The following is a 22,193-nucleotide window of genomic DNA, read 5'->3' on the forward strand; positions in this document are numbered from 1 at the left end:
GTTCAGGTTGATGGTTTTACCGGTGGGAAGGGACCGGGCCATGCCACGGCCTGTCCGAAAGGACGACCAGGATCCACTCGGTCTCCTTCCCACTTCAACCATACACCGGAACCAACACACAGGATCCTATGGTCTGCGCCGCGTCGCTTCGCTCCTTGCTCCGCCATAGGATGACGAAGCGATGGGCGTCGCTCAATGCGATCTATCAAGGCAAGCATGGCCATCCATTACCCGGCAACTATCCCTCGCGTCGAACCACCGCCATGTTCAGGGTGGTTCTCAGCCGGAAGCCGATGGACTCATAGAGTCCGACGGCCGCGGCGTTACTGTCATAGGCGTGGAGATAGGGTACCTCGCCCCGCGCCATGATCCGGTTTGCCACGAAGAGCGACAGCAGTCTGGCCAGGCCGCCGCCGCGGAAATCCGGATGCGAGCACACGCCGCTGAGTTCCGAATAGCCGGGCTGCTTCATGCGCTCGCCGGCCATCGCCGCCAGCCTGCCGTCGATCTTCACGCCCCAGAACTCGCCGAGGCTCAAGGCCTCCAGCGTGAACGGGCCGGGCTTGGTGAGCGATGCCAGCGCGAGCATCTCGGCCGCGTCGCCCCGCGCCAGCCGCTGCACGCGCTCGTCGGATACGGCCTGCACCGGCTGCTCGGCGACCATCTGCACCAGGGACGCGGTCGAAACCGGGGCAAGCTCGGCGGGCAGGACGATCGGATCCGTCTGAACCAGGATCGAGCTTTCAAGCGGCGGCAGCAGCCTGCCCAGCGCCCGCAGGCTTTCTGCGTCATCCGCCGCGGTGGCGGCGAAAGGAACGATCGATGGCCGGTACCGCCGGGCGAGGTCGCCGCCTTCGGCGAAGACCCGGTGGCGCGTCGCAAGCGCGCTCCAGATGGGACGATCGAGAACATGTTTCATGGCGCGGCGACCCTGGCTTTTTCCGCACGACGGTCGAGAGGAGTTGCGGCCAACCGATCCTCGATCGCGGCAAGCTGGCCGAGGAGAGGCCCTGAGAGGTCGGCGCACAATTGCGCGACCGCATCCTCGATGCGCGGCCAGACGTCTCGCTTCGCGCTGTCGATCAGCCGCCGGCCGCTTCGCGTGAGGGAGACAATCCTGCGCCGCTGGTCGTCATTCGATTGCGTGACCTCGACCAGGCCCAGCTCGGCGAGCAGCGACACGCTGCGCGTCACGCCCGGCTGGGCGATACCGAGCGACTGCGCCAGCTCGCCGACCGGCAGCGGCCCCAGCCTGTCAAGCGCGGCGAGCAAGGGATACTGGCTCGATTGGATCCGCACATCCAGCCGGTCAAGGACGCGCTGGGTGTCGGCCTGCAGCTGCTCGCCGATGCGCTTCAGCCGGCTGCCGAGGCAGAGAAAGCCGAGGGATCGCAGGATGTCTTCCATGACCGGCCGCCTGGCTAAAAACCATAACTTGATATATAACATTGCATGGAAATTGGCAACAGACATTCATGCGGTGAGCCGATCTGTGCGGCTGTGATCGCGGCCGGGCGACATTTCCTCTTCATTCGCGGCCGATAGCATCCTATATGCCGCTGGCGCGACACGACCGACAATCGGTCGCGCCAAGGCGACTGATTCGAGGCCCGTGGGCTGCGGGTCTTTGTTCATCGGCACGCGGAAGCTCATGCCCTCCCTGCGGATCCATATCGACAGGTTTCTTGAAGGCGCGGCGCCCAGGGTGCCGCGGCGCGAGCTGACGCATCTCGAGCGGCTGGCGCTGGTCCGGCGGCATGGCGACTTCTCGCTCGCCTACTCCACCGCCGTGCAGCAGAAGCTGTCCTATTTCAGCGACGGCGACGGCTACATCGCCTTCGGCACCAAGATGAAGCACCATTTCGCCCTCGGCGATCCGGTGGTCGATCCGTCCGAGCGGCCCGGCTACATCAGGCGCTTCGTCGAGGCTGCAGGCGGTCCCTGGTTCGTGCAGATCGGCGCCGCCACGGCAAAGGTGCTGGCCGAGCTCGGCTACCAGGTCAATCGGCTGGGCGTCGATACCAGGCTGCAGCTGCCGGCGCATGATTTTTCCGGCAAGCGCAACGAGACCGTGCGCTATTCGGAGCGCTGGCTGGCGAAGAAGGGCTTCAGCTTCACCGAGGACAGGGCCAACATGCTGCTCGACGAGGTCTCGCGGCTTTCCGAGAACTGGCGCGGCGAGCGCATCGTCAAGCGCTGGGAAATGGGCTTCCTGAACCGGCCCTTCGCCGACCATCTCGGCTCCGATATGCGCCGCTTCGTCCTGCATGGCCCTGAGGGCGACCTCGTCGCCATCCTCGATTTCGATCCGCTGTTCAGAAACGGCAACGTCATCGGCTACACCACCGCCTTCAAGCGCAAGCAGGTCGACGCCACGCCGCATGCCGAGATCGGCCTGACCAAGTTCGCCGTCGACCGCTTTCGCGAGGAGGGCATCTCGGTCGTCACGCTGGGCCTGTCGCCGCTGCTCGACATCGAACCCAGCGGCTATGCCGAATCGAGCTTCTGGCGCGGCGCATTCCAGCGCGCCTACGACTCGCCCTGGGTCAACCGCTCGCGCTTCAACCTGCAGGGCCAGGCCGCCTTCAAGCGCCGCTTCCACGGGCAGGAGGAGCCGACCTATGTCGCCTTCCGCAAGGGAACGCTGATGGAGATGCTGGGGCTGCTGCGGCTGATCAAGGCGATTTGAAGCAGGCTCTTTTTCCTCTTCTCACCGCGTGGGGCGAGGAACCGCCCCGTCCTCGGCCGCTCAATTCCTCAGCCGGTACCCGGTCCTGAAAATCCACGCCACGATCGCGATGCAGGCGGCCAGGAACACCAGCGTCATGCCGAGGCTGACGCCGACCGAGACGTCCGCCTTGCCGTAGAAGCTCCAGCGAAAGCCGCTAATCAGGTAGACCACCGGGTTGAACAGCGTGATCGTCTTCCAGATGCCGGGCAGCATGTGAATCGAATAGAAGCTGCCGCCGAGGAAGGTGAGCGGCGTGACGATCAAAAGCGGCACCAGCTGCAGCTGCTCGAAGGTCTTGGCCCAGATGCCGATGATGAAGCCGAACAGGCTGAAGGTCACCGCCGTCAGCACCAGGAAGGCGATCATCCAGAACGGATGCTCGATCCTGAGCGGCACGAACAGCGCTGCGGTGCCTAGGATGATCAGACCGAGCATGATCGACTTGGTCGCCGCACCGCCGACATAGGCGATGATGATCTCGAGATAGGAGACCGGCGCCGACAAAAGCTCATAGATCGAGCCGACGAATTTCGGGAAATAGATGGCGAAGGACGCGTTCGAGATCGACTGCGTCAGGAGCGACAGCATCATCAGCCCCGGCACGATGAAGGCGCCGTAGCTGATGCCGTCGATCTCGGTGATGCGCGAGCCGATGGCCGAGCCGAAGACGACGAAATAGAGCGACGTCGAGATCACCGGCGAGATGATGCTCTGCAGCACCGTGCGGAACGCACGCGCCATCTCCACCCGGTAGATCGCCCATACAGCGCGCAGGTTCATGGCTCTTGCCTCAGAAGATTGACAAAGATCTCTTCGAGCGAGCTGTTCTTGGTGTCGAGGTCGCGGTACTGGAGGCCGGCGGCCTCGAGGTCGCGGATCAGCGAGGCGACGCCCGGCCGGTCGCTCTGGTTGTCATAGGTGTAGGTGAGCTGCCCGCCGTCGCTCGACAGCTCCAGCGCGTAGCGCGACAGGCCGTCCGGTAACGCCTTGAGCGGGGCGCGCAATTCCAGCGTCATCTGCTTGCGGCCGAGCTTGCGCATCAGCTCGGCCTTGCCTTCGACCAGGATGATCTCGCCCTTGTTGATGACGCCGACGCGGTCGGCCATCGCCTCGGCTTCCTCGATGTAATGCGTGGTCAGGATGATGGTGACGCCGTCCTCGCGCAGCCGCCGCACCATCGCCCACATGTCCTGGCGCAATTCGACGTCGACGCCGGCCGTCGGCTCGTCGAGGAACAGAACGCGCGGCTCGTGCGACAGCGCCTTGGCGATCATCAGCCGGCGCTTCATACCGCCGGACAGCGTGATCGCCTTGGCGTCCTTCTTGTCCCACAGCGAGAGGTCGCGCAGCACCTTCTCGACGAAGGCCTTGTTCGGGGCCTTGCCGAACAGGCCGCGGCTGTAGTTGACCGTCGCCCAGACCGTCTCGAAGGCGTCGATGGTCAGTTCCTGCGGCACCAGCCCGATCAGGCTGCGCGCGGCGCGGTAGTCCTTGCCGATGTCATGGCCGTCCACGGTGACGCTGCCCGACGAGCGGTTGACGATGCCGCAGACGATCGAGATCAGCGTCGTCTTGCCGGCGCCGTTCGGCCCGAGCAGCGCGAAGATCTCGCCGCGCTCGATATCGAGATTGATTTCCTTCAGCGCCTTGAAGCCGGTGGCATAGGTCTTCGTGACACCGGAAATCGATATGATGGATGACATGCTGAAAAACGGCCGGCTGGAAAACGTGACCTGATATAGGTCGGATGGCGTTTTATGCAAACCGGCAATCGACGCACTTCCTGACAGTTCCGGCCAGGCGCCCCGCCGGCGGCGATGAAAAACCGGGCGGATGGCGACCAATCGTCCGCCGCCCGGCATGGTTTGCCCCATGCATCGGCGCCCGCCGTTACCCCTGCTTGCCTATTTGCGCGAAAAGAGCATCCGATCCAGTGCGCGTTGGCTGCCCGCGACGTAGAATTTGTCGAACCACGAGGTTTTCAGCTTGGAGATCGCTTTCGGCTTCTTCAACGTCAGCTTCTTGGGCTGGTCGGCGAGGTCTTCGGCCATCCTTGTGCGGAAGTTCAGATGGTCGAACATGCGCAGCGATTCGATCGCAAAGACCGTGGCGACGCGCTGATCCTCGATAACGATCATGTGGTCGCCATTGCCCTTCTCGCCGGATGGCGCAAAGTTGCTGGAGCCCGCATAGACCTTCGCCGTCGGCTTGTCGAAGTCGACCACCGCGAATTTGTGATGGATGTTGATGCCGCCGCCCCCGGACCACTCCGTCTTGAAAGGCTCGGGCGCATGGTCGGCCAGATACTTGAAGTCGACCAGTCCGACTTCACCGCTCGGCTTGAGCAACTCCATGCCGCCCTTCCTGTTGACGACGCCGTAGCTGAACAGCGGCTTCTTCATCAACCGGTCCAGCGCCTTGCGGACCTCCCCGCTTTTGGTCTGGTTCATGAACGCGAAGGAGTAGAAAACCGACGAGGTCGCCGCGTCGATTGCCGCGCCCGCCGGGCCCAGCGACAGCTCCGCCTTGGTGTGAGGCGAAAAACACAGGCTGACCGTGGGTTTCCCGGGCTGCGGGACGGAATGCCAGACCTTGCTCAGCTTCGATGCCTTGAAACTGTCCATGTCGTTGAAGGCGAGCTCGAACATCTGTTGGTACAGGCCGGCGATCGTGGCATCGTTGAAGACGAACATGTTGTTCGCCTGGATGTAGAGGCCCCGGTAGGAGAAGTTGGTCGAGCCGCCGAGCACGCGTATGGCCTTGCCGGCCTGCTTGGCGATGAGCACCTTGTTGTGCTGCAGGCCGTTGAAATGTCCGCGTTTCACACGTCCCGCGCCGGCGCTGGTCAAAAGGCGCTGGGCGCTGACGCTCTCGGCGCTGCTGGCGATGCCGTGGCCGCTGACCACGCCGGTGTCTTTGTCGGTCGACGTCGAATCGTCGACGATCGCGCGCAGCCTTGGCCCCAGCGCCTCGAGCGCGGCGACGAAATCCGGCTCGTTGAGGTCGTAGCACAGCGCGTCGACCTCGATGGAAGCGTCCTGTTTCACCCAGTCCAGGAACTCGAACACCAGCTGATGCGCGCCGAAGCCCAGCCAGTCGTAGATGCCGGTAGGTGCGATGTCATGCTTCTTGTTGACAAAGTCCAGGCCCGCGTCGGCATCCGCCGGGATGATGTCGTTGTCGAGCCCCAGCTGCACCTTCTTCGCCTCGAAGGCCTGCGAGGAGGCAAAGTTGGGGTGAAGCCGATGTCGAGGAACCCCTCATAGGTTACCGGGTCGAGCGAGATCGGAAGTTCGACCGACGTGCCGCGCACCAGTTTCATGTCTTGCGGCATGTGCATCTTGGTCACCTTGTAGGTGTAGATGCCCTTGCGCGGCTCCCAGGGAAAATGCACCCATCGAAATGTCTGCAGCGGTGCTTCGGTGGTCGGGAAGGTTCTCTGGCCGTTCACGGCCGCCACGACCGGGACATCGTAGTCGAAGGCGATCCGATTGTGCAGTCGCTTGAACTCGGCGTCGCCCGGCTCCTTGTATTCGACCGCGAATCCGACGAAATCATCCTCCGGATTGTCGACATCGAAGCCAAGCAGGCACATTTGCTCGCCGCGCCAGAGTTTTAACCGGAATCCATTGCTTTCATCGAAGTTGGAAAACGCGTCCACGACAAATCCCCCCACGGTTGCGGCAAGATAAATACGTTATATTGATCTGAAATGACAGTTGGTCCTTCGGCAAGGACGGCGATGGCGGCCTATTGTTTGCCGACTTTATTTTGCTGGAGAGCTTGTCTGCTCCAATCATTGTGGAGCTTCGGCGCTGCGACAACGCGCCTCGCGTGACGCCGCGCCGCTTTGACCGATGCGCCGCCGAGGCCTATCCTCGAAGAATAGCAGCAGCCGGAGTCGCCCATGGACCCGCTCATTCTGTCGCGTATCCAGTTTGGCGCGAATATTTCGTTCCATATCCTGTTTCCGGCGATCACCATTGCACTTGGCTGGGTGCTGCTATTCTTCAAGCTCCGCTACAACGCGACGGGCGATTCCGCCTGGATGCGCGCCTATTTCACCTGGGTGAAGGTTTTCGCGCTGTCCTTCGCCATGGGCGTGGTTACCGGCGTCACCATGAGCTTCCAGTTCGGCACCAACTGGCCGGGCTACATGCAGAAGGTCGGCAACATCGCCGGCCCGTTGCTTGCCTATGAGATCCTCACCGCCTTCTTCCTCGAGGCGGCCTTCCTCGGCATCATGCTGTTCGGCTTCCGCCGCGTCTCCAACCGCATCCACACGCTGGCAACCGTGCTGGTGGCGGGCGGCACCACGGTGTCGGCCTTCTGGATCATCGCGCTGAACTCGTGGATGCAGACGCCGGCCGGCTTCGAGATGCGCGATGGGGTGGCGCATGCGCTCGACTGGTGGGCGGTCATCTTCAACCCATCCATGCCCTACCGGCTGGTCCACATGCTGCTCGCCTCGGGGCTGACGGTCTCCTTCCTGGTCGCCGGCCTGTCCGCGCTGCGCTACCTGGTTGGCGACCGCTCGGAATCGATGTGGAAGGCCCTGCGCACCGGCGTCTTCACCGCCGCCATCCTGATCCCGATCCAGATCTTCGCCGGCGACCAGCATGGCCTGAACACGCTCGAGCACCAGCCGCAGAAGATCGCCGCCATGGAAGCCAACTGGAACACCGGCCCCAACGTGCCGCTGGTCCTGTTCGCGCTGCCCGACGAGGCGGCCAAGGAGAACAGGTTCGAACTCGCCATTCCGGACGGCGCCAGCGTCGTGCTGCGACACTCGACCAGCGGCGTCGTGCCGGGGCTGAACGACTATCCCGGCAACCACCCGCCGGTCTTCCCGGTGTTCTGGGGTTTCCGCATCATGGTCGGCACCGGCATCCTGATGCTGATCGTCTCCTGGTCGGCCGCGTTCTTCCTCAAGCGCCGCAACAGCCTGCCGAAGCCGCTGGCGCTCATCATGGTTCCGATGACGATCTCCGGCTGGGTGGCGACGCTTGCCGGCTGGTACACGACCGAGATCGGCCGCCAGCCCTGGCTGGTCACCGGCGTGCTGAAGACGGCGGATGCCGTCGGCCCGGTCGCCGGCAGCCATGTGGCGCTGACTTTAGCCGTCTACCTCATCCTCTATGTGCTCCTCTTGATCGCCTATCTCGGCGTGCTGGTGCATCTGGCGCTGAAGGCGGCCAAGGATGGCGACGCCTCGCCGCTGCCGGGCGCCATGGATGCAGCCCTTTCACAGCAGGCTGCAGGAGAGTGAAACGATGAGCTTCGACTGGCCAACCGCGCTCCCGCTGATCTTCGCCGGCCTGATGGGCCTCGCCATCCTGATCTACGTCATCCTCGACGGCTTCGACCTCGGCATCGGCATCCTGTTCGCTGCCGCCGAAAATGCCGAGCAGGATACGATGATCGCCTCGATCGGCCCGTTCTGGGACGCCAACGAGACCTGGCTGGTGCTGGCGGTCGGGCTCTTGCTGGTCGCCTTCCCGATGGCGCATGGCACCATCCTCTCCGCGCTCTACCTTCCCGTCTTCGTGCTTCTGGTCGGGCTGATCCTGCGCGGCGTCGCCTTCGATTTCCGCGCCAAGGTGCCGGCCGGCAAGAAGCAGCGCTGGAACCGCATCTTCTTCATCGGCTCCGCAACCGCCTCGCTGGCGCAGGGCTATATGCTGGGCGTCTATGTGCTCGGCCTCGATGTCGGCCTCGGCGGCATGGCCTTCGGCGCGCTGGTCGCGCTCTGCCTGTCGGCGGCCTATGCCGCGATGGGTTCCGCCTGGCTGATCTACAAGACCGAGGGCGACCTGCAGGAGAAGGCTGTGCGCTGGCTGCGGGTCACGCTGGTGCTGACGGCGCTCGGCATGGTGGCGGTGTCTTTGGCCACGCCCTTCGCCAGCCCGCGCATCTTCGACAAATGGTTCCTCTGGCCGCAGATGCTCTATCTCTCGCCGCTGCCGATCCTGTCGGCGCTGCTCTTCCTGTGGCTGTGGCGGCAGACCTTCCATCTGCCGCGGCCTGATGACAGCCATGCATTGACGCCGTTCCTGACCTTGGCCGCCATCTTCGCGCTCGGCTTCGCCGGCCTCGCCTGGTCGTTCTACCCGTTCGTGGTGCCAGACAGGCTGACGATCTGGCAGGCCGCCTCGGCGCCGGAGAGCCTCGCCTTCATCCTGGTCGGCACCGTCGTCGTGCTGCCGATCATCATCTTCTATTCCTTCTATGCCTACCGGGTGTTTGGCGGAAAGGCGACGGATCTGAGGTATGATTGAGGGCGCGGCGCTGGTGACGTCGTCTTTCAACCCGTCACTATACGGGGAGAAATGCCCGGCAAGGCAATGAGGGGCAGCGCAAACCTTTCAAGCAGAGCGGGTGGCAATCCCCAAATGCTGGCGCCGCCCGTCATCCGCCTGCCGGCACCTTCTCCCCGTATAGTGACGGGGAGAAGGCTTTGGATGGCATAATCAGCTCTTGCTACTTGCCAGCACCAGCACCGGCTTCTCGCTATAGAGCTGCGGGAACAGCGACTTCAGGTTCTCGATCTTCGGCAGGTCGTTGTAGACGATATAGGGGTAGGTCGGGTTCAGCGTCAGGAAATCCTGATGGTAGTCCTCGGCCGGATAGAAGGTCTTGCCGGTCTCCAGCGTCGTCACGATCGGCTTGCCGAACACCTTGGCCTTGTCGAGCTGGGCGATGTAGCTCTCGGCGACCTTCTTCTGCTCGTCGTTCTCGGCGAAGATCGTCGAACGGTACTGCGTGCCCTGGTCCGGCCCCTGGTAGTTCAGCTGCGTCGGATTGTGCGCGACCGAGAAATAGACCTGCAGAAGCTGGCCATAGGTGACCTTCGACGGGTCGTAGGTGATCTCGACCGATTCCGCATGGCCGGTGCGGCCGGTGCCCACGACCTCGTAGACGGCGTTCTCGGCGCTGCCGCCGGTGTAGCCGGAAACGGCCTTGCTGACGCCCTTGACGTGCTGGAAGACGCCCTGCACGCCCCAGAAGCAGCCGCCGGCGAAGACGGCTTTCTCCATGCCGCCGGCCGCTTTTTCATCCATTGCCGGCGGCGGGATCACCACCGCGTCCTCGGCCGAGCGTGCGGGCGTCTGCCACAAGGCGGCCGCGGCGACTGCCGCAAGACCGAGCGCTGCAACCGCGCCGCGGATAAGGAAGGGCGATCGCCGCGCGGCCTTTGTCTCTATGCCGTTCATGTCCTGATCTCCTGTCACTGGTCCAATATATACGACGGAAGCCGCCGCGTGGTTCTCACTTTGCCGTGCGGCGGCGCGCCCTTTGCAATTGTTCGGCCCCCGCTGGATTTATTGAGCCGGAGCCATCGCATCGGCCGGCTTCATGGCATCCGTCACCGGCTTCATCGCATCCGCAGGCTTCATCGCATCCGTCGCGGGTTTCATCGCGTCGGTGGCCGGTTTCATCGCCTGGGTGCTCATCGCATCGGGCTTCATGGCAACGGCCGGTTTCATCGCGTCCGTCGCCGGCTTCATGGCGTCGGTCGCCATGGCATTGGCCGGCTTCATGGCGTTGATGGCGTCGTCGGCGCGGGCGCCGGCGGCGAAGGCCGTGGTTGCGAGCGCAAGCGCGAGCGCCGTCAGGAATTTGGTCATAGTGGTCTCCTTGGGTTGTGGCGCGCGATGCGGGCCGGATGATGCGCTGCCGCTTCGTGCGGCGTCGCGCGAGAAGAGGATGATCAGTTCGCGGCGGCAGCCAGGATCGGCCCGCCGCCCGGTGTCTGCACCAGCACCGCGGTGCTCAAGCCCCCGGTTGCCGCGGGCAGCGGCAGCGTCGTGGCCTGGCCGTTCCAGCGGCCGAGCCTCTCAAGCGAATGCACGACATTGGCATGTGGCAGCGTGCGGCCGGTGTTCTCGCCGCGCGCCACCGGCACTTCGACGACGCCTTGGCGGTAGCGCACCAGCCAGACATCCGCCGACCCGCCGGGCGCCGAGCCGGCGCCGATGCTCACCTTGCCGTCGCCGAGCGAAAGCGCCGGGCCCTTGGCTTGAGGACTTGTCGAGATCAGCCGCTCGATCTCGCCGGGCTTGGCGCCGACCGCGTCGGCGCTGCCGTTCACCACGACCTGCGGCGTGAACGGCCCGTCATGGCCGAGCGGCGGCTCGTAATTGACCTGGCGCTGGGTGAATTCCTGCCGGCCGAACGTGTCCTTCCAGCCGAGATAGTCCCAGTAGGTGACGTTGAACGACAGTGCCAGCACGCCCGGCTGGTCCTTGACCTTGATCAGGTTGGCATTGGCCGGCGGGCAGGACGAGCAGCCCTGGCTGGTGAACAGCTCGACCACGGTGAGCGGCTGCGCGGAAGCGGCGCCGGCCGTGGCGGCAAGCGCGGTGAAGGCTGCGCCGGCGAGCCTGCCGAGCTTTGTCTTTGGTCCGGTCATGAGAAGCAGTTCTCCGTTGCGGCGATGTTCCCATTTCGCCGCGTCGGAAGGCTTCGTTACAGCTTCACCGGTTTGTGATTGAGCTCTCCTTTTCCTTCTCCCCTTGTGGGAGAAGGTGGATCGGCGCGCAGCGTCGAGGCGGATGAGGGGTGTTCCAGCGGAGTGAGACGCTGGCTTTCCCTGGAACACCCCTCATCCGTCACCTTCGGCGACACCTTCTCCCACAGGGGAGAAGGGCAAGGCGCTCCCTTACTGCGTCAGCACCGTGTCCGAGGGCCGCTGGTTGAAGGCGCACTTGCCGGTCACGGTGTAGAAGAAGTCGGCGTTGTTGACAGCGGCCGGCACCGGGTTGCCGCCGTCTTCCCAGGCTTGGTAGCCGGTCTGGCCGCAGGGCACCGAGGTGAAAATGTCGACCTTCTGCCCGGTCGCGACCTCGGGCATGTCTGTCTGGCTTGGGCCGATATAGAGCCGGTTCGAGGTGTTGGGATCGTTCGACTTCAACACCTTCGGATTGCCCGAGGGCACGTCCATCTGCAGATAGAGCTGGTCCATCTGGCTGACGTCGATCACCGCGCCCGCACCGTTGGCGGGATAGAACGTATCGGCGCAGGAATAGGACGTGCCATACTGATCGGTCTGGATCACCGACCCGGAAGGCAGGCTCTTCGCAAGGCTCTTTGCCGTGCCGGTCGTGCAGACCTGTTTCTGGACCACCGTCGTGGTCGACCCGTTGATGGTGCTCACCGTGGTTGTGCCGTAGCCTTTCGGGTCGCCATAGCCGTTATAGTTATAGCTGATCGTCATCAGCGGCTTGGCCGTGGTGCTGCCGAACTGGGTGCCGTAGAGCGTCATGGTCTTGGCCCAGTAACCCGACACCTTCGTCACCTTGAAGGTGGACTGCACCAGCGACGGCGTCTTGCGCACCGAGGAGCCGACGCCGACGGCAACGGTCTTGATGTTGGCGATCCCCATGAAATCGGTCGGCATCGGATAGGCCGCGGTGGCGCTGAAGCTCGCCGTGCCGTCGGCGGCGACGTTGACGGCAGTGAGCGTTGCCGTGCCCTGCCCGCTATTGGCCACATAGGCCTGCTGCAGCGCTACCTGGCGGTCGGCCTTCGACGTCGTGGTCGGCAAGGTGGTGATCGACAGGATCGCGGCGTCCAGCGAGTTCTGCATGTTGCCCCGGGTCTTCACCGCCGAGGTGTAGTCGACGGAAAAGCCGATCGCGAGCAGGAGCGGGACCGCCAGAAAGACCATGAGCGGCGCCATCGAGCCGCTTTCAGAGCGGACGAAATCTCTTTTGGACATTCCTTGACCCCAAACACCGTCGGCAGCACAGCCTGCCTACACCCGAGGGTAGAATTATACCCCAAAGGGGTGCATGAAAGTTTAAGCGGATTTGAATGTTTCGGGGCGCACTTCCCCTTCTCCCCTTGTGGGAGAAGGTGTCGCCGAAGGCGACGGATGAGGGGTGCTCCAGGGAACGCCAGCGTCTCACTCCGCTGGAGCACCCCTCATCCGTCTCGGCGCTGCGCGCCGATCCACCTTCTCCCACAAGGGGAGAAGGAGAAGAGCTGCGCTTGCCCCCTATCCCCGCCCCTGCTAAAGCGCGCCGCATGACGACCCCGCTCGACCACATCCGCAATTTCTCCATCGTCGCCCATATCGACCATGGCAAATCCACGCTTGCCGACCGGCTGATCCAGCTCACCGGCGCGCTGGAGGAGCGCGACATGAAGGAGCAGGTGCTGGACTCGATGGACATCGAGCGCGAGCGCGGCATCACCATCAAGGCCCAGACCGTTCGGCTCAACTACCGCGCCAAGAACGGCGAGGACTACGTCCTGAACCTCATCGACACGCCCGGCCATGTCGACTTCGCCTACGAGGTGTCGCGCTCTTTAGCCGCCTGCGAGGGCTCGCTGCTGGTGGTCGACGCGTCCCAGGGTGTCGAGGCGCAGACGCTCGCCAATGTCTACCAGGCCATCGACAACAACCACGAGATCGTCGTGGTGCTGAACAAGGTCGACCTGCCGGCGGCCGAGCCCGAGCGCATCCGCGAGCAGGTGGAGGAGGTGATCGGCCTCGACGCCTCCAACGCCGTGCTGATCTCGGCCAAGACCGGCCTCGGCGTGCCGGACGTGCTGGAGGCGATCGTCCACCAGTTGCCGCCGCCGCGCGAGGGCGACATCAACGCCCCGCTCAAGGCCATGCTGGTCGACAGCTGGTACGACGCCTATCTCGGCGTCATCGTGCTGGTGCGTATCATCGACGGCGTGATGAAGAAGGGCCAGACCATCCGCATGATGGGCACCGGCGCGAAATATCTCGTCGAGCGCACCGGCGTCTTCAAGCCGGCCCGCGTCAATGTCGACGAGCTCGGCCCCGGCGAGTTCGGCTTCTTCACCGGCTCGATCAAGGAAGTGGCCGACACCCGCGTCGGCGACACCATCACCGAGGACCGCCGCCCGACGCAAAAGGCGCTGCCCGGCTTCAAGCCGGCGCAGCCGGTGGTGTTCTGCGGCCTGTTCCCGGTCGACGCCGCCGATTTCGAGGACCTGCGCGCCGCCGTCGGCAAGCTGCGCCTCAACGACGCCTCCTTCTCCTATGAGATGGAGACCTCCGCCGCGCTCGGCTTCGGCTTCCGCTGCGGCTTCCTCGGGCTGCTGCATCTGGAGATCATCCAGGAGCGGCTGGAGCGCGAGTTCAACCTCGACCTCATCGCCACCGCGCCTTCCGTCGTCTACCGCATGAACCTCATCGACGGCACGACGAAGGAGCTGCACAACCCCGCCGACATGCCCGACGTGGTCAAGATCGACTCGATCGAGGAGCCGTGGATCCGCGCCACCATCCTCACCCCCGACGACTATCTCGGCGGCATCCTGAAGCTCTGCCAGGACAGGCGCGGCATCCAGGCCGACCTCTCCTATGTCGGCAAGCGCGCCATGCTGACCTACGACCTGCCGCTCAACGAAGTGGTGTTCGACTTCTACGATCGCCTGAAGTCGATCTCCAAGGGCTATGCCTCCTTCGACTATCACCTGACGAACTATCGCGAGGGCGACCTGGTGAAGATGTCGATCCTGGTCAATGACGAGCCGGTCGACGCCCTGTCGATGCTGGTGCACCGCTCGGCCGCCGAAAAGCGCGGCCGCGCCATGTGCGAGAAGCTGAAGGAGCTGATCCCGCAGCACCTGTTCAAGATCCCGATCCAGGCCGCCATCGGCGGCCGCATCATCGCCCGCGAGACCGTCTCGGCGCTGCGCAAGGACGTCACCGCCAAATGCTACGGCGGCGACGTGACCCGCAAACGCAAGCTGCTGGACAAGCAGAAAGAGGGCAAGAAGCGGATGCGGCAGTTCGGGAAAGTGGATATCCCGCAGGAGGCGTTCATCCAGGCGCTGAAGATGGGGGATTGAGAAGCCGGTTGGCGCGCGCAGCGCGCCAAGCCATCGATCCAGTGAATCGATGGCAGGCTTCGAAAGCGGGGGAGCTGCCGGCAGGCAGCGGGCCCCCCGCCAGCGCGGCGCTATCTGCGCGGTGGAGATTACTCGCCAGCGGTTACGAGTTCTTGGTATCCCGGCCGTCCGGTTCTTTCGCTACGCCTTTGAATGGACCTTCCGAGGACTTCCGCTCCATAAACTGGCCAGTTCGCTCGTCTCGCTTCTGCCAGTCGCCATTCTCATGCTGGAATTGTGTCCTGCCGGTCACTGCACCTCTGCGATAATCGTCACCCGTGTTCTTTGCCATGTCGGCCTCCATCGAGCAAAAAAAGAACTTCGTCCGATCCGCGATCGAAAAACACCTCGGGCCAACCGGCAGAAGATTCAAGGCGCGCTCCGCGCGGTATCGTTGCCACTGCGGGAGGCTTGTACGCCGCCAACCCGCATATCAAGGAGTCTTCAACTAAATTCCCACCCTAGTTATTCCAGACAACGACCGTCGTCAGCGCTGATCCGAAAAGCATCTAGAGAGCAAGTTGGAGATCATATCGCTCTGACTTACGACGTATCGCACGTGTTGAAAATCGGGTCAGGTGGGCTCGATCTCATTTACTCAGCCGGCGAAGAGCGCGAATTTGACGGACTCGATGAGGCGGCTTTCTGTGACGTAGCGGTTAGCCTCTATCTTTTCCATGAATTGCACCACATCACACAGAAACTGATTGCCTTCTCCGACGTTCAAAAGCTCAAGCGGACTGCCGGGCTCAATAAGCTGGGCGAGATGGACTTGATCGCCGATGCGGTCGCGGCTCAGATATTTGCTGCGTCAAACTCTGTGGATATGGACGGCGGCCGCCTTGCGTACGCGAGGTCCTTTCTGGGCGCGTTGCGATTTATGATAAGGTTCTGCTTCCCTGCCTTCGGTTTTCCACTGGATAGGAAGCATAAAGTTCAGCGAGCTTTTGGAATTGTTCTTATGGCACTGTCTACTGAGCGCGCGATCAAGAGCGGTGAGTTGGCCACTGCTTTCGACGCGCCTCTTTTTCCCTATTTTTCTGACGATTTTAGCGAGCTAGCGGTTTTGGTCTATAATGGTGTTCCGACAATGTCTGTCGTTCAGTTCGCGGCTAGCCTACGTCCGGAGTCCGTCGTGGATCTCTTGGGTTTTGTCGACAGCGGCGATGTTGCCGCTATCCTTCAAAAGGCCCGCGAGCTAGTTTGATCTGCAGGACGTTATGCAACCGGCGAAGCCGTTGACGGGACCACGGCAAAGCAGCTTGCCGTAGTCCTTGCCACCCTGCTTTGAGATTGACTTGCATCGGCGTATCCTCCCCTCCGGCTTGGGGAGACATCGCATGCGCTCCACCTCTGACACCATCGCCGCGTTCGGGCTCGCCATCGGTGGCGCCCTGGGCATGGCGGGCACTTTCGTTGCCAGCGATGCGCTGCGCGAAACGCTGTGGACCATCGACGGCGTGGCCGTCGTCGTCGCGGCGGCGCTGCTGACGATGAAATACCAGCGGCTCGGCAATGACCTCGTCGCGGCCGGGTTCCTGACCTTCCTCGCCGGCGAGAGCCTGCTTCTGGCCGGCAATGCGGCGGGCCTGCAGGCGAGTGTGCCGTCCTATGCCGGCGGCATTGCGCTCTGGGCGGCGGGGCTGGTCATGGTCAGCGCACAAGCCACCTTCGCGCTGTGGATGCGGCTCACCGCTTTTGTCGCCGCTGTGCTCTTCGTCGTCTCGTCCCTGATGATCCTGTGGGGCGCGCCGCTGCTGCCCACGTCATCGCCGCTGCCGGCGCTGGGCTATCCGTTCCTGGTCCTCACTTTCATAGGCTGGATCTGGACCCTGCTGAAATCGGAACGCTGAGCGCGAAGGCGATGGCCGCGCCGCTCGAGATCCGCAACAGCCCCTCCGGAAAGATCCTTCCGGCCATCGGTCCGTTCCTGATCGGCGGCATCTTCGGCTTCGGCGCGCTGCAGGGCGTGGCGGCCGGCGCGAATGGCGGGCATGTGCTGTGGATCGCGCTGCTGGCGCTCGGCTTCCTCGCGCTCGGCTTCTTCATCGTGCGCGGCGCCTTCGACACTTCGGTCAAGGTCACCCTTGATCAGCGCGGTTTTCGCGATGCTCGCGCCGGCGACGTGCTGGTGCCGTGGAACAAGGTCAGGAGCGTGCGGCTTGCCGCCGGCGGCAAGGGTGCTGCGATGCTCAATTTCGAGCTCACCGAGGAGCCGCCCGACGCAATCAAATACGCCGCCGCCAACGCCTTCGGCCTGATGCCCTTCGGCAAGACCACCGTGCACATGGAAATCTCCTCGCTCGATGTGCGCGGCCAGGACATGGTCGACGCGGTCAAGACATTCGCGCCGCATGTGGTGGTGCGAAGGTAGGGCGACCTCCCCTTCTCCCCTTGCGGGAGAAGGTGTCGCCGAAGGCGACGGATGAGGGGTGCTGGAAGAAACGAGGCGCCGGCGATTTGGCACGATGCGCCGCTGGTGGCGCGCACATCATCGCCAAGCTGGAACACCCCTCATCCGCCCGAGCTTCGCTCGGCCACCTTCTCCCACAAGGGGAGAAGGGGAGGTCGCGCCGCTCCTCCACCCGTGCTCTACTCCCACTCTCTCGGACCCTCATCATGATTCGCGTCTTGCTCGCCGCCTTGCTCCTCTCCACGCCGGCCTTCGCCGCCGACATGTCGGTGTTCGTCAGGAACCAGCGGCAGCAGGGGGTTGCGCTGGAACTGTTCAGCCGCGACAGCGGCAAGGTCTGGCCGGGCAACGACAAGGTGTTCCTCATCCGCCCGAAGGCGAACAAATCGGTGCCGATCTCCTGCGACAATGGCGAGCGCATCTGCTGGGGCGCCTGGGTGAACGGCGACGATTCCATCACCGCCGGCGTCGGCCCCGACAACGACCAGCCCTGCGACACCTGCTGCTTCCTCTGCGCGGAGCACTCGACCGAGACGGTGGATCTGGCGGAGTAGCGGGGCGCCGAAGCTGCCGATCTCCCCTTGTCCATGCGGGGCAATTGCATGTGGCAGCGCCAGCCCCCACTCCGGCCGCTGCGCGGCCACCTCTCCCCCATGTCCATGGGGGAGAGGAAATCCAAGCTTTCAAGGCCGCGACATTGTCGGTTGGCGTTTCCTCTCCCCCACATTTGTGGGGGAGAGGTGGCTCGGCGAAGCCGAGACGGAGTGGGGGAGCGCCATATGCGATTGCCAATCTCGAATGTCGCAGGGGGAAGGCCCGATCAACCCTTCCCCGCTCCAGCCTCGCATGCCATGCTCGAACTCTCGGCCGTGGGGGCCGATTCTACCTCGGGGGTTCTCATGTCCATCACCTTCGCGCGCCGCGTCGCCACCGCGCTTTCGTTTGCCGTCCTGCTGACGCCCGCCGCTTATGCCGGCGACGTCACGTTCGAGATCAAGAACAGCCATCCCAACGCCATGCGCGTCGAGCTCTACAGCCAGGACCGCGACTATGTCTGGCCGGGCAATGGCAAGGATTTCTATCTCGACGACGGCGAGAACAAGGAACTGCCGATCTCCTGCGAGGACGGCGAGAAGATCTGCTACGGCGCTTGGGTCGATGGCGACGAGGAGACCTATTGGGGCGTCGGCCCCAACAACAAGGAAAACTGCGAAGACTGCTGCTACACCTGCAGCGGCGGCCAGACCGAAGAGATCAACCTGGTGGAGTGAGCGCCTCTTTCCCTTCTCCCCTTGTGGGAGAAGGTGGCTCGGCGCTTTCGCGCCGAGACGGATGAGGGGTGTTCCAGCGGAGTGAGGCGCCGGATTTTTGAGCGATTGCCAGGACAGGCTAACCTTCCGCCATGCCGCACCAACCCGTAACTCCGGCCAAACGCAATTTCGCCCGCACAATGCGGCGCGAAGCAACGGAGGCGGAAGATCGCTTGTGGCAGGAATTGCGGGGCCGCCGCCTGGACAAGATAAAGTTCAAGCGGCAGGCGCCGATCGGCCGGTTCGTGGCGGATTTCTTGTGTGCCAAGGCGAGGCTGATCATCGAAATCGACGGCAGTCAGCATGCGGACTCGCTTCGGGATCAGGCGCGGGACGCCGCGCTGAAGGCGAGGGGATTTCGCGTGCTGCGTTTCTGGAATGACGATGTTCTGAAAGACCTGGACGCCGTATGCGACACCATCATCGCTTATGTGCGCGATGAAAGTCTGCAGCCCTGGCGGTGATAAGCGATCCTTGCCAAGCTGGAACACCCCTCATCCGTCTCGGTGCTGCGCGCCGAGCCACCTTCTCCCACAAGGGGAGAAGGAGCTTGCAGCTTGACGCCCTTCGCCCCAGCGCCCTAGCCTCGTCTCCAACCCACCCAATAGGAGACCCACCCCATGGCAGGCACGGTCGAAGGCGAGAAGATCGACGTTTCCTTCAGCGGCAAGCGCTGCATCCATTCGCGCAACTGCGTGCTCGGCAACCCGCATGTCTTCGTGCCCAACGCCAAGGGCGAGTGGATCCACCCCGATGCCGCGAGCGTCGAGAAGGTGGTGGCGCTGGCGGAGAATTGTCCGTCGGGCGCCATCACCTATCAGCGCAGGGACGGCGGGCCGCAGGAGAAGCCGCCGGTGGTCAACACCGTGCGCGTGCGCGAGAACGGACCGCTGGCGGTCCATGCCGAGATCGTGCTTGGCGGCGAGACCTTCTATCGCGCCACGCTTTGCCGCTGCGGCCTGTCGCAGAACAAGCCGTTCTGCGACAACAGCCACATCAAGGCCGGCTTTACCGCCACCGGCGAGCCGCCGCTGAAGGAGGCGCAGGCGCTCGAGGCGCCGGACGGCCCGCTGCAGGTGACGCCCACCACCAACGGGCCGTTGAAACTCGAAGGCAATGCCGAGATCGTCACCGGCACCGGCCACACCATCGCCCGCACCACGAAGGTCTTCCTCTGCCGCTGCGGCCATTCGGCCAACAAGCCGTTCTGCGATGGTTCGCATAAAAGAGTGGGCTTCGTGGCATGACAAGCGGCGCGCCGGCGTTAGTTCAGGATGAGGATTCGCGCTTCAGGAGGAAATCCATCATGCGCACCATGCTCGTTCTTGCCCTGCTTGCCTTCGCCGTGCCCGCCTACGCCGCCAATCACGCGGTCCAGATCAAGGGCATGAAATTTCATCCGGCAAAGATCAGTGTCGCCGTCGGCGACACCATCACCTTCACCAATGCCGACTCCATGACGCACACCGCCACGGCTGGGGACGGCTCCTTCGACACCGGCCAGCTCGCCAAGGGCAAAAGCGCCAAGGTCAAGATCGCCAAAGCCGGCGCTCACCCGTTCCATTGTGCGATTCATACCTCGATGACGGGCACCGTCACGGCGAAGTAGGAGGCGCCGACGGCGGAGCTGCCAATCTCCCCCCACGTGGGGGAGATCAGCCCTCCACCCCTGGCCCATCTCTCCCGCCTTTATCCGCAACCCCTTATCGGCTAAGGGGCAGGCACCAAAACTCTTGCCCGGACTGCCGCCCCGCCCATGACCGCCAAGCCCATCCCTCTCTTCCTCGGCATCGACACCGGCGGCACCTACACCGATGCCGTGCTGTGGTCGGAGGAAGGGCCCAAGGGCAAGGTGCTGGCTAAGGCCAAGGCGCTGACCACGCGCCACGATCTTGCGGTCGGCATTTCCGGCGCGGTCGATGCCGTGCTGGAGAAGGCCGGCACCGACCCGGCGGCGATCAAGCTGGTCTCGATGTCGACCACCTTGGCCACCAACGCGCTGGTCGAGGGCCAGGGCGGGCGGGTGGCGCTGGTCATGATCGGCTTTTCCGAGGCCGACCTTGCCCGCGACGGGCTGAAGACGGCGCTCGGCACCGATCCGGTGGTGTTCTGCCCCGGCGGCCACGACGTGCACGGCAATGCCGCCAAGCTCGATCTCTCCGGCCTCGAGGCCGCGCTCCCCGAGCTTGGGCGCTCGGTATCGGGCTTTGCCGTCTGCGCCTATTTCGCCACCCGAAATCCGGCGCATGAGCTGGCTGCACGCGACCTGATCCGCGAAAAGACCGGCCTGCCGGTCACTGCCAGCCACGAATTGTCGGCCAAGCTCGGCGGCCCGCGCCGTGCGCTCACAACTTTGCTCAACGCCCGGCTGATTTCGATGATCGACCGCCTGGTGGCGGCGACCGAAGGCTTTCTCGTCAAGCGCGGCATTGCAGCACCCCTGATGGTGGTGCGCGGCGACGGCGCGCTGGTGTCGGCGGCCTTCGCCCGCCAGCGGCCGATCGAGACGATCTTGTCCGGCCCCGCCGCCAGCCTGGTCGGCGCCCGCCACATGACCGGGCTGGATGACGCCATGGTCTCGGATATCGGCGGCACCACGACCGACGTCGCCGTGCTCGATGGCGGCCGGCCGCGGCTCGATCCCGAAGGCGCTACCGTCGGCGGCTTCCGCACCATGGTCGAGGCGGTCGCCATGCGCACCTTTGGCCTCGGCGGCGATTCGGAGGTGGCGCTGGAGGATGGTGCGCTCAACCCGCAGATCCTGCTCGGGCCGCGCCGCCTGGTGCCGCTGGCGCTCGCCGGCATGGTGCATGGCGAGGCTGTCACGGCCGAGCTGGAACGGCAGCTGCGCGCGCCGAATCCCGGCCGCATGGACGGGCGCTTTGCCGTGCGTACCGGCGTGCCGGACAGGCTCGCCGCGGGACTGACCGCGCCGGAGGCAAAACTCTATGAAGCGATCGGCGTCACCCCGCTGGCGCTCGACAGGCTGCTCACCTCCAATGCCCAGAACGCCACGCTCAATCGGCTGGTGGCGCGCGGCCTGGTGCATATCTGCGGCTTCACGCCATCCGACGCCGCCCATGTGCTCGGAAAGCAGGCCAACTGGGATCCCGCCGCCGCGCGCCTCGGCGCCGAGCTGTTTTCGCGCCGTCGCGACGGCCGCGGCCAGGTGATCGCGGCGACGCCGGAAGCGATCGCCGCGCGCGTGCTGGTCACGCTGACCCGCTGGTCGGCCGAATATATCCTCGAGACCGCCTTCGCCGAGGACGGGCTGGACGGCGCGGCCACCGTCGCGCATGCGCTGGTGCAGCGCGCGGTCGACGCCCATCCCGGCATCGCCCGGCTTACCGTCGCGCTCGACCGGCCGGTGATCGGCCTCGGCGCCTCGGCGCCGCTGCACTATGCCGGCCTGGCCGCGCTGGTCGGCAATGGCTGCATCGTGCCGGAGGATACCGACGTCGCCAATGCGCTCGGCGCCGTGGTCGGCCAGGTGCGCGTCTCGGCCGAAGCCCGCGTCAGCCAGCCCAAGGAGGGTCTGTTCCGCCTCGCCTCGGGCCAGACGGTGCGCGACTTCACCGACGAGGCGAAGGCGGTGGCCGCGGCCGAGGCCGATGTCAGAGCCATCGCTGCCGAGCGCGCCAAGGACGCCGGCACCGACAGCGCCGAGATCGACGTCGCCACCGAGTTCAAGGTCTCCACCGTCGAAGGACAGCGCATGTTCATCGAGGCGCATGTTGTGGCCGTGGCATCGGGCAGGCCGAGGATCGCGGTGTGAGGCGCCCGCCTTCCCTTCCCACAAGGGGAGAAGGGAAGGGCGCGCTCTCTTAACCCTAAGCCGAATTGACCCTTGCCCCCCAAACATGCC

The 22,193-nt window shown here is 64.3% G+C and carries 23 protein-coding genes; 14 read left to right on the plus strand and 9 right to left on the minus strand.

Features of this window, described 5'->3' with window-relative positions:
* Positions 1 to 238 precede the first annotated feature (238 nt).
* Positions 239 to 919: a GNAT family N-acetyltransferase gene (locus EN853_RS26880; RefSeq protein ID WP_127862132.1), complete on the minus strand. Its 681-nt coding sequence runs from the start codon at positions 917 to 919 to the stop codon at positions 239 to 241.
* The gene (locus tag EN853_RS26885; RefSeq protein WP_127862197.1) at positions 916 to 1,407 is read right to left on the minus strand and encodes a MarR family transcriptional regulator; all 492 of its coding nucleotides are present in this window, start codon (positions 1,405 to 1,407) and stop codon (positions 916 to 918) included. Before EN853_RS26885 ends, EN853_RS26880 begins: the two co-directional genes overlap by 4 nt.
* Positions 1,408 to 1,651: 244 nt before the next feature.
* Between EN853_RS26885 and EN853_RS26890 the strand changes: the two genes are divergently transcribed.
* The gene (locus tag EN853_RS26890) at positions 1,652 to 2,689 is read left to right on the plus strand and encodes a phosphatidylglycerol lysyltransferase domain-containing protein (RefSeq protein WP_127862133.1); all 1,038 of its coding nucleotides are present in this window, start codon (positions 1,652 to 1,654) and stop codon (positions 2,687 to 2,689) included.
* 60 nt (positions 2,690 to 2,749) lie between these two features.
* On the opposite strand, the gene EN853_RS26895 is transcribed toward EN853_RS26890, so the two are convergent.
* The 3 genes from EN853_RS26895 to EN853_RS26905 form a co-directional block, all read right to left on the minus strand.
* On the minus strand, positions 2,750 to 3,511 hold the full coding sequence (locus EN853_RS26895; protein ID WP_127862134.1) for an ABC transporter permease: 762 nt from the start codon (positions 3,509 to 3,511) through the stop codon (positions 2,750 to 2,752).
* On the minus strand, positions 3,508 to 4,434 hold the full coding sequence (locus EN853_RS26900) for an ABC transporter ATP-binding protein (protein WP_127862135.1): 927 nt from the start codon (positions 4,432 to 4,434) through the stop codon (positions 3,508 to 3,510). The genes EN853_RS26895 and EN853_RS26900 overlap by 4 nt, the downstream gene beginning before the upstream one ends.
* 201 nt (positions 4,435 to 4,635) lie before the next feature.
* Positions 4,636 to 5,928 (minus strand): phospholipase D-like domain-containing protein, encoded by a 1,293-nt coding sequence (locus tag EN853_RS26905; RefSeq protein ID WP_127862136.1) that lies wholly within the window; start codon positions 5,926 to 5,928, stop codon positions 4,636 to 4,638.
* A 191-nt stretch (positions 5,929 to 6,119) separates the two neighbouring features.
* On the opposite strand from EN853_RS26905, the gene EN853_RS26910 reads away from it, so the two are divergent.
* From EN853_RS26910 to EN853_RS26920, 3 genes are all read left to right on the plus strand, one after another.
* A complete protein-coding gene (locus EN853_RS26910; RefSeq protein ID WP_127862137.1) occupies positions 6,120 to 6,350 on the plus strand; it encodes a hypothetical protein in 231 nt (76 codons plus the stop codon).
* Positions 6,351 to 6,638: 288 nt separating this feature from the next.
* Entirely contained in the window at positions 6,639 to 8,000 is a 1,362-nt protein-coding gene (locus EN853_RS26915; RefSeq protein WP_127862138.1) for a cytochrome ubiquinol oxidase subunit I, read from the plus strand.
* A 4-nt stretch (positions 8,001 to 8,004) separates the two neighbouring features.
* Positions 8,005 to 9,009, plus strand: coding sequence for a cytochrome d ubiquinol oxidase subunit II (locus EN853_RS26920; RefSeq protein WP_127862139.1), 1,005 nt, complete (start codon positions 8,005 to 8,007; stop codon positions 9,007 to 9,009).
* A 192-nt stretch (positions 9,010 to 9,201) separates the two neighbouring features.
* On the opposite strand, the gene msrA is transcribed toward EN853_RS26920, so the two are convergent.
* The 4 genes from msrA to EN853_RS26940 all read right to left on the minus strand — a co-directional run bounded on the left by msrA (position 9,202) and on the right by EN853_RS26940 (position 12,452).
* Positions 9,202 to 9,945 carry a peptide-methionine (S)-S-oxide reductase MsrA gene (gene msrA / locus EN853_RS26925; protein ID WP_127862140.1) on the minus strand — a complete coding sequence of 248 codons (744 nt, stop codon included), beginning with the start codon at positions 9,943 to 9,945 and terminating at the stop codon, positions 9,202 to 9,204.
* A gap of 108 nt (positions 9,946 to 10,053) precedes the next feature.
* Positions 10,054 to 10,359, minus strand: a complete 306-nt coding sequence (locus tag EN853_RS26930) for a hypothetical protein (protein WP_127862141.1) — start codon at positions 10,357 to 10,359, stop codon at positions 10,054 to 10,056.
* Positions 10,360 to 10,442: 83 nt separating this feature from the next.
* A complete protein-coding gene (locus EN853_RS26935) occupies positions 10,443 to 11,144 on the minus strand; it encodes a DUF1223 domain-containing protein (RefSeq protein ID WP_127862142.1) in 702 nt (233 codons plus the stop codon).
* A 249-nt stretch (positions 11,145 to 11,393) separates the two neighbouring features.
* Positions 11,394 to 12,452 carry a TadE/TadG family type IV pilus assembly protein gene (locus tag EN853_RS26940; RefSeq protein WP_167524611.1) on the minus strand — a complete coding sequence of 353 codons (1,059 nt, stop codon included), beginning with the start codon at positions 12,450 to 12,452 and terminating at the stop codon, positions 11,394 to 11,396.
* A 308-nt stretch (positions 12,453 to 12,760) separates the two neighbouring features.
* Here EN853_RS26940 and lepA point away from each other — a divergent pair, with 308 nt between their 5' ends.
* From lepA to EN853_RS26995, 10 genes are all read left to right on the plus strand, one after another.
* Complete coding sequence (gene lepA, locus EN853_RS26945) at positions 12,761 to 14,566, plus strand: translation elongation factor 4 (RefSeq protein ID WP_127862143.1); 1,806 nt, start codon at positions 12,761 to 12,763, stop codon at positions 14,564 to 14,566.
* 49 nt (positions 14,567 to 14,615) lie between these two features.
* A complete protein-coding gene (locus tag EN853_RS34150) occupies positions 14,616 to 15,812 on the plus strand; it encodes a hypothetical protein (RefSeq protein ID WP_167524612.1) in 1,197 nt (398 codons plus the stop codon).
* 133 nt (positions 15,813 to 15,945) lie between these two features.
* A complete protein-coding gene (locus EN853_RS34155; protein WP_167524613.1) occupies positions 15,946 to 16,458 on the plus strand; it encodes a hypothetical protein in 513 nt (170 codons plus the stop codon).
* Between the two features lie 11 nt (positions 16,459 to 16,469).
* A complete protein-coding gene (locus tag EN853_RS26965) occupies positions 16,470 to 16,979 on the plus strand; it encodes a hypothetical protein (protein ID WP_127862146.1) in 510 nt (169 codons plus the stop codon).
* A 245-nt stretch (positions 16,980 to 17,224) separates the two neighbouring features.
* Positions 17,225 to 17,572, plus strand: a complete 348-nt coding sequence (locus EN853_RS26970) for a hypothetical protein (protein WP_127862147.1) — start codon at positions 17,225 to 17,227, stop codon at positions 17,570 to 17,572.
* 345 nt (positions 17,573 to 17,917) lie between these two features.
* A complete protein-coding gene (locus EN853_RS26975) occupies positions 17,918 to 18,289 on the plus strand; it encodes a hypothetical protein (protein ID WP_127862148.1) in 372 nt (123 codons plus the stop codon).
* Between the two features lie 131 nt (positions 18,290 to 18,420).
* The gene (locus EN853_RS26980) at positions 18,421 to 18,792 is read left to right on the plus strand and encodes a DUF559 domain-containing protein (protein WP_127862149.1); all 372 of its coding nucleotides are present in this window, start codon (positions 18,421 to 18,423) and stop codon (positions 18,790 to 18,792) included.
* 156 nt (positions 18,793 to 18,948) lie between these two features.
* Positions 18,949 to 19,575: a CDGSH iron-sulfur domain-containing protein gene (locus tag EN853_RS26985; RefSeq protein WP_127862150.1), complete on the plus strand. Its 627-nt coding sequence runs from the start codon at positions 18,949 to 18,951 to the stop codon at positions 19,573 to 19,575.
* A 59-nt stretch (positions 19,576 to 19,634) separates the two neighbouring features.
* On the plus strand, positions 19,635 to 19,937 hold the full coding sequence (locus tag EN853_RS26990; protein WP_127862151.1) for a cupredoxin family copper-binding protein: 303 nt from the start codon (positions 19,635 to 19,637) through the stop codon (positions 19,935 to 19,937).
* A 147-nt stretch (positions 19,938 to 20,084) separates the two neighbouring features.
* Positions 20,085 to 22,103, plus strand: coding sequence for a hydantoinase/oxoprolinase family protein (locus EN853_RS26995; RefSeq protein ID WP_127862152.1), 2,019 nt, complete (start codon positions 20,085 to 20,087; stop codon positions 22,101 to 22,103).
* The last annotated feature ends 90 nt before the right edge of the window (positions 22,104 to 22,193 follow it).

The organism is Mesorhizobium sp. M1C.F.Ca.ET.210.01.1.1, assembly GCF_004791585.1.
Classification (GTDB): Bacteria; Pseudomonadota; Alphaproteobacteria; order Rhizobiales; family Rhizobiaceae; genus Mesorhizobium.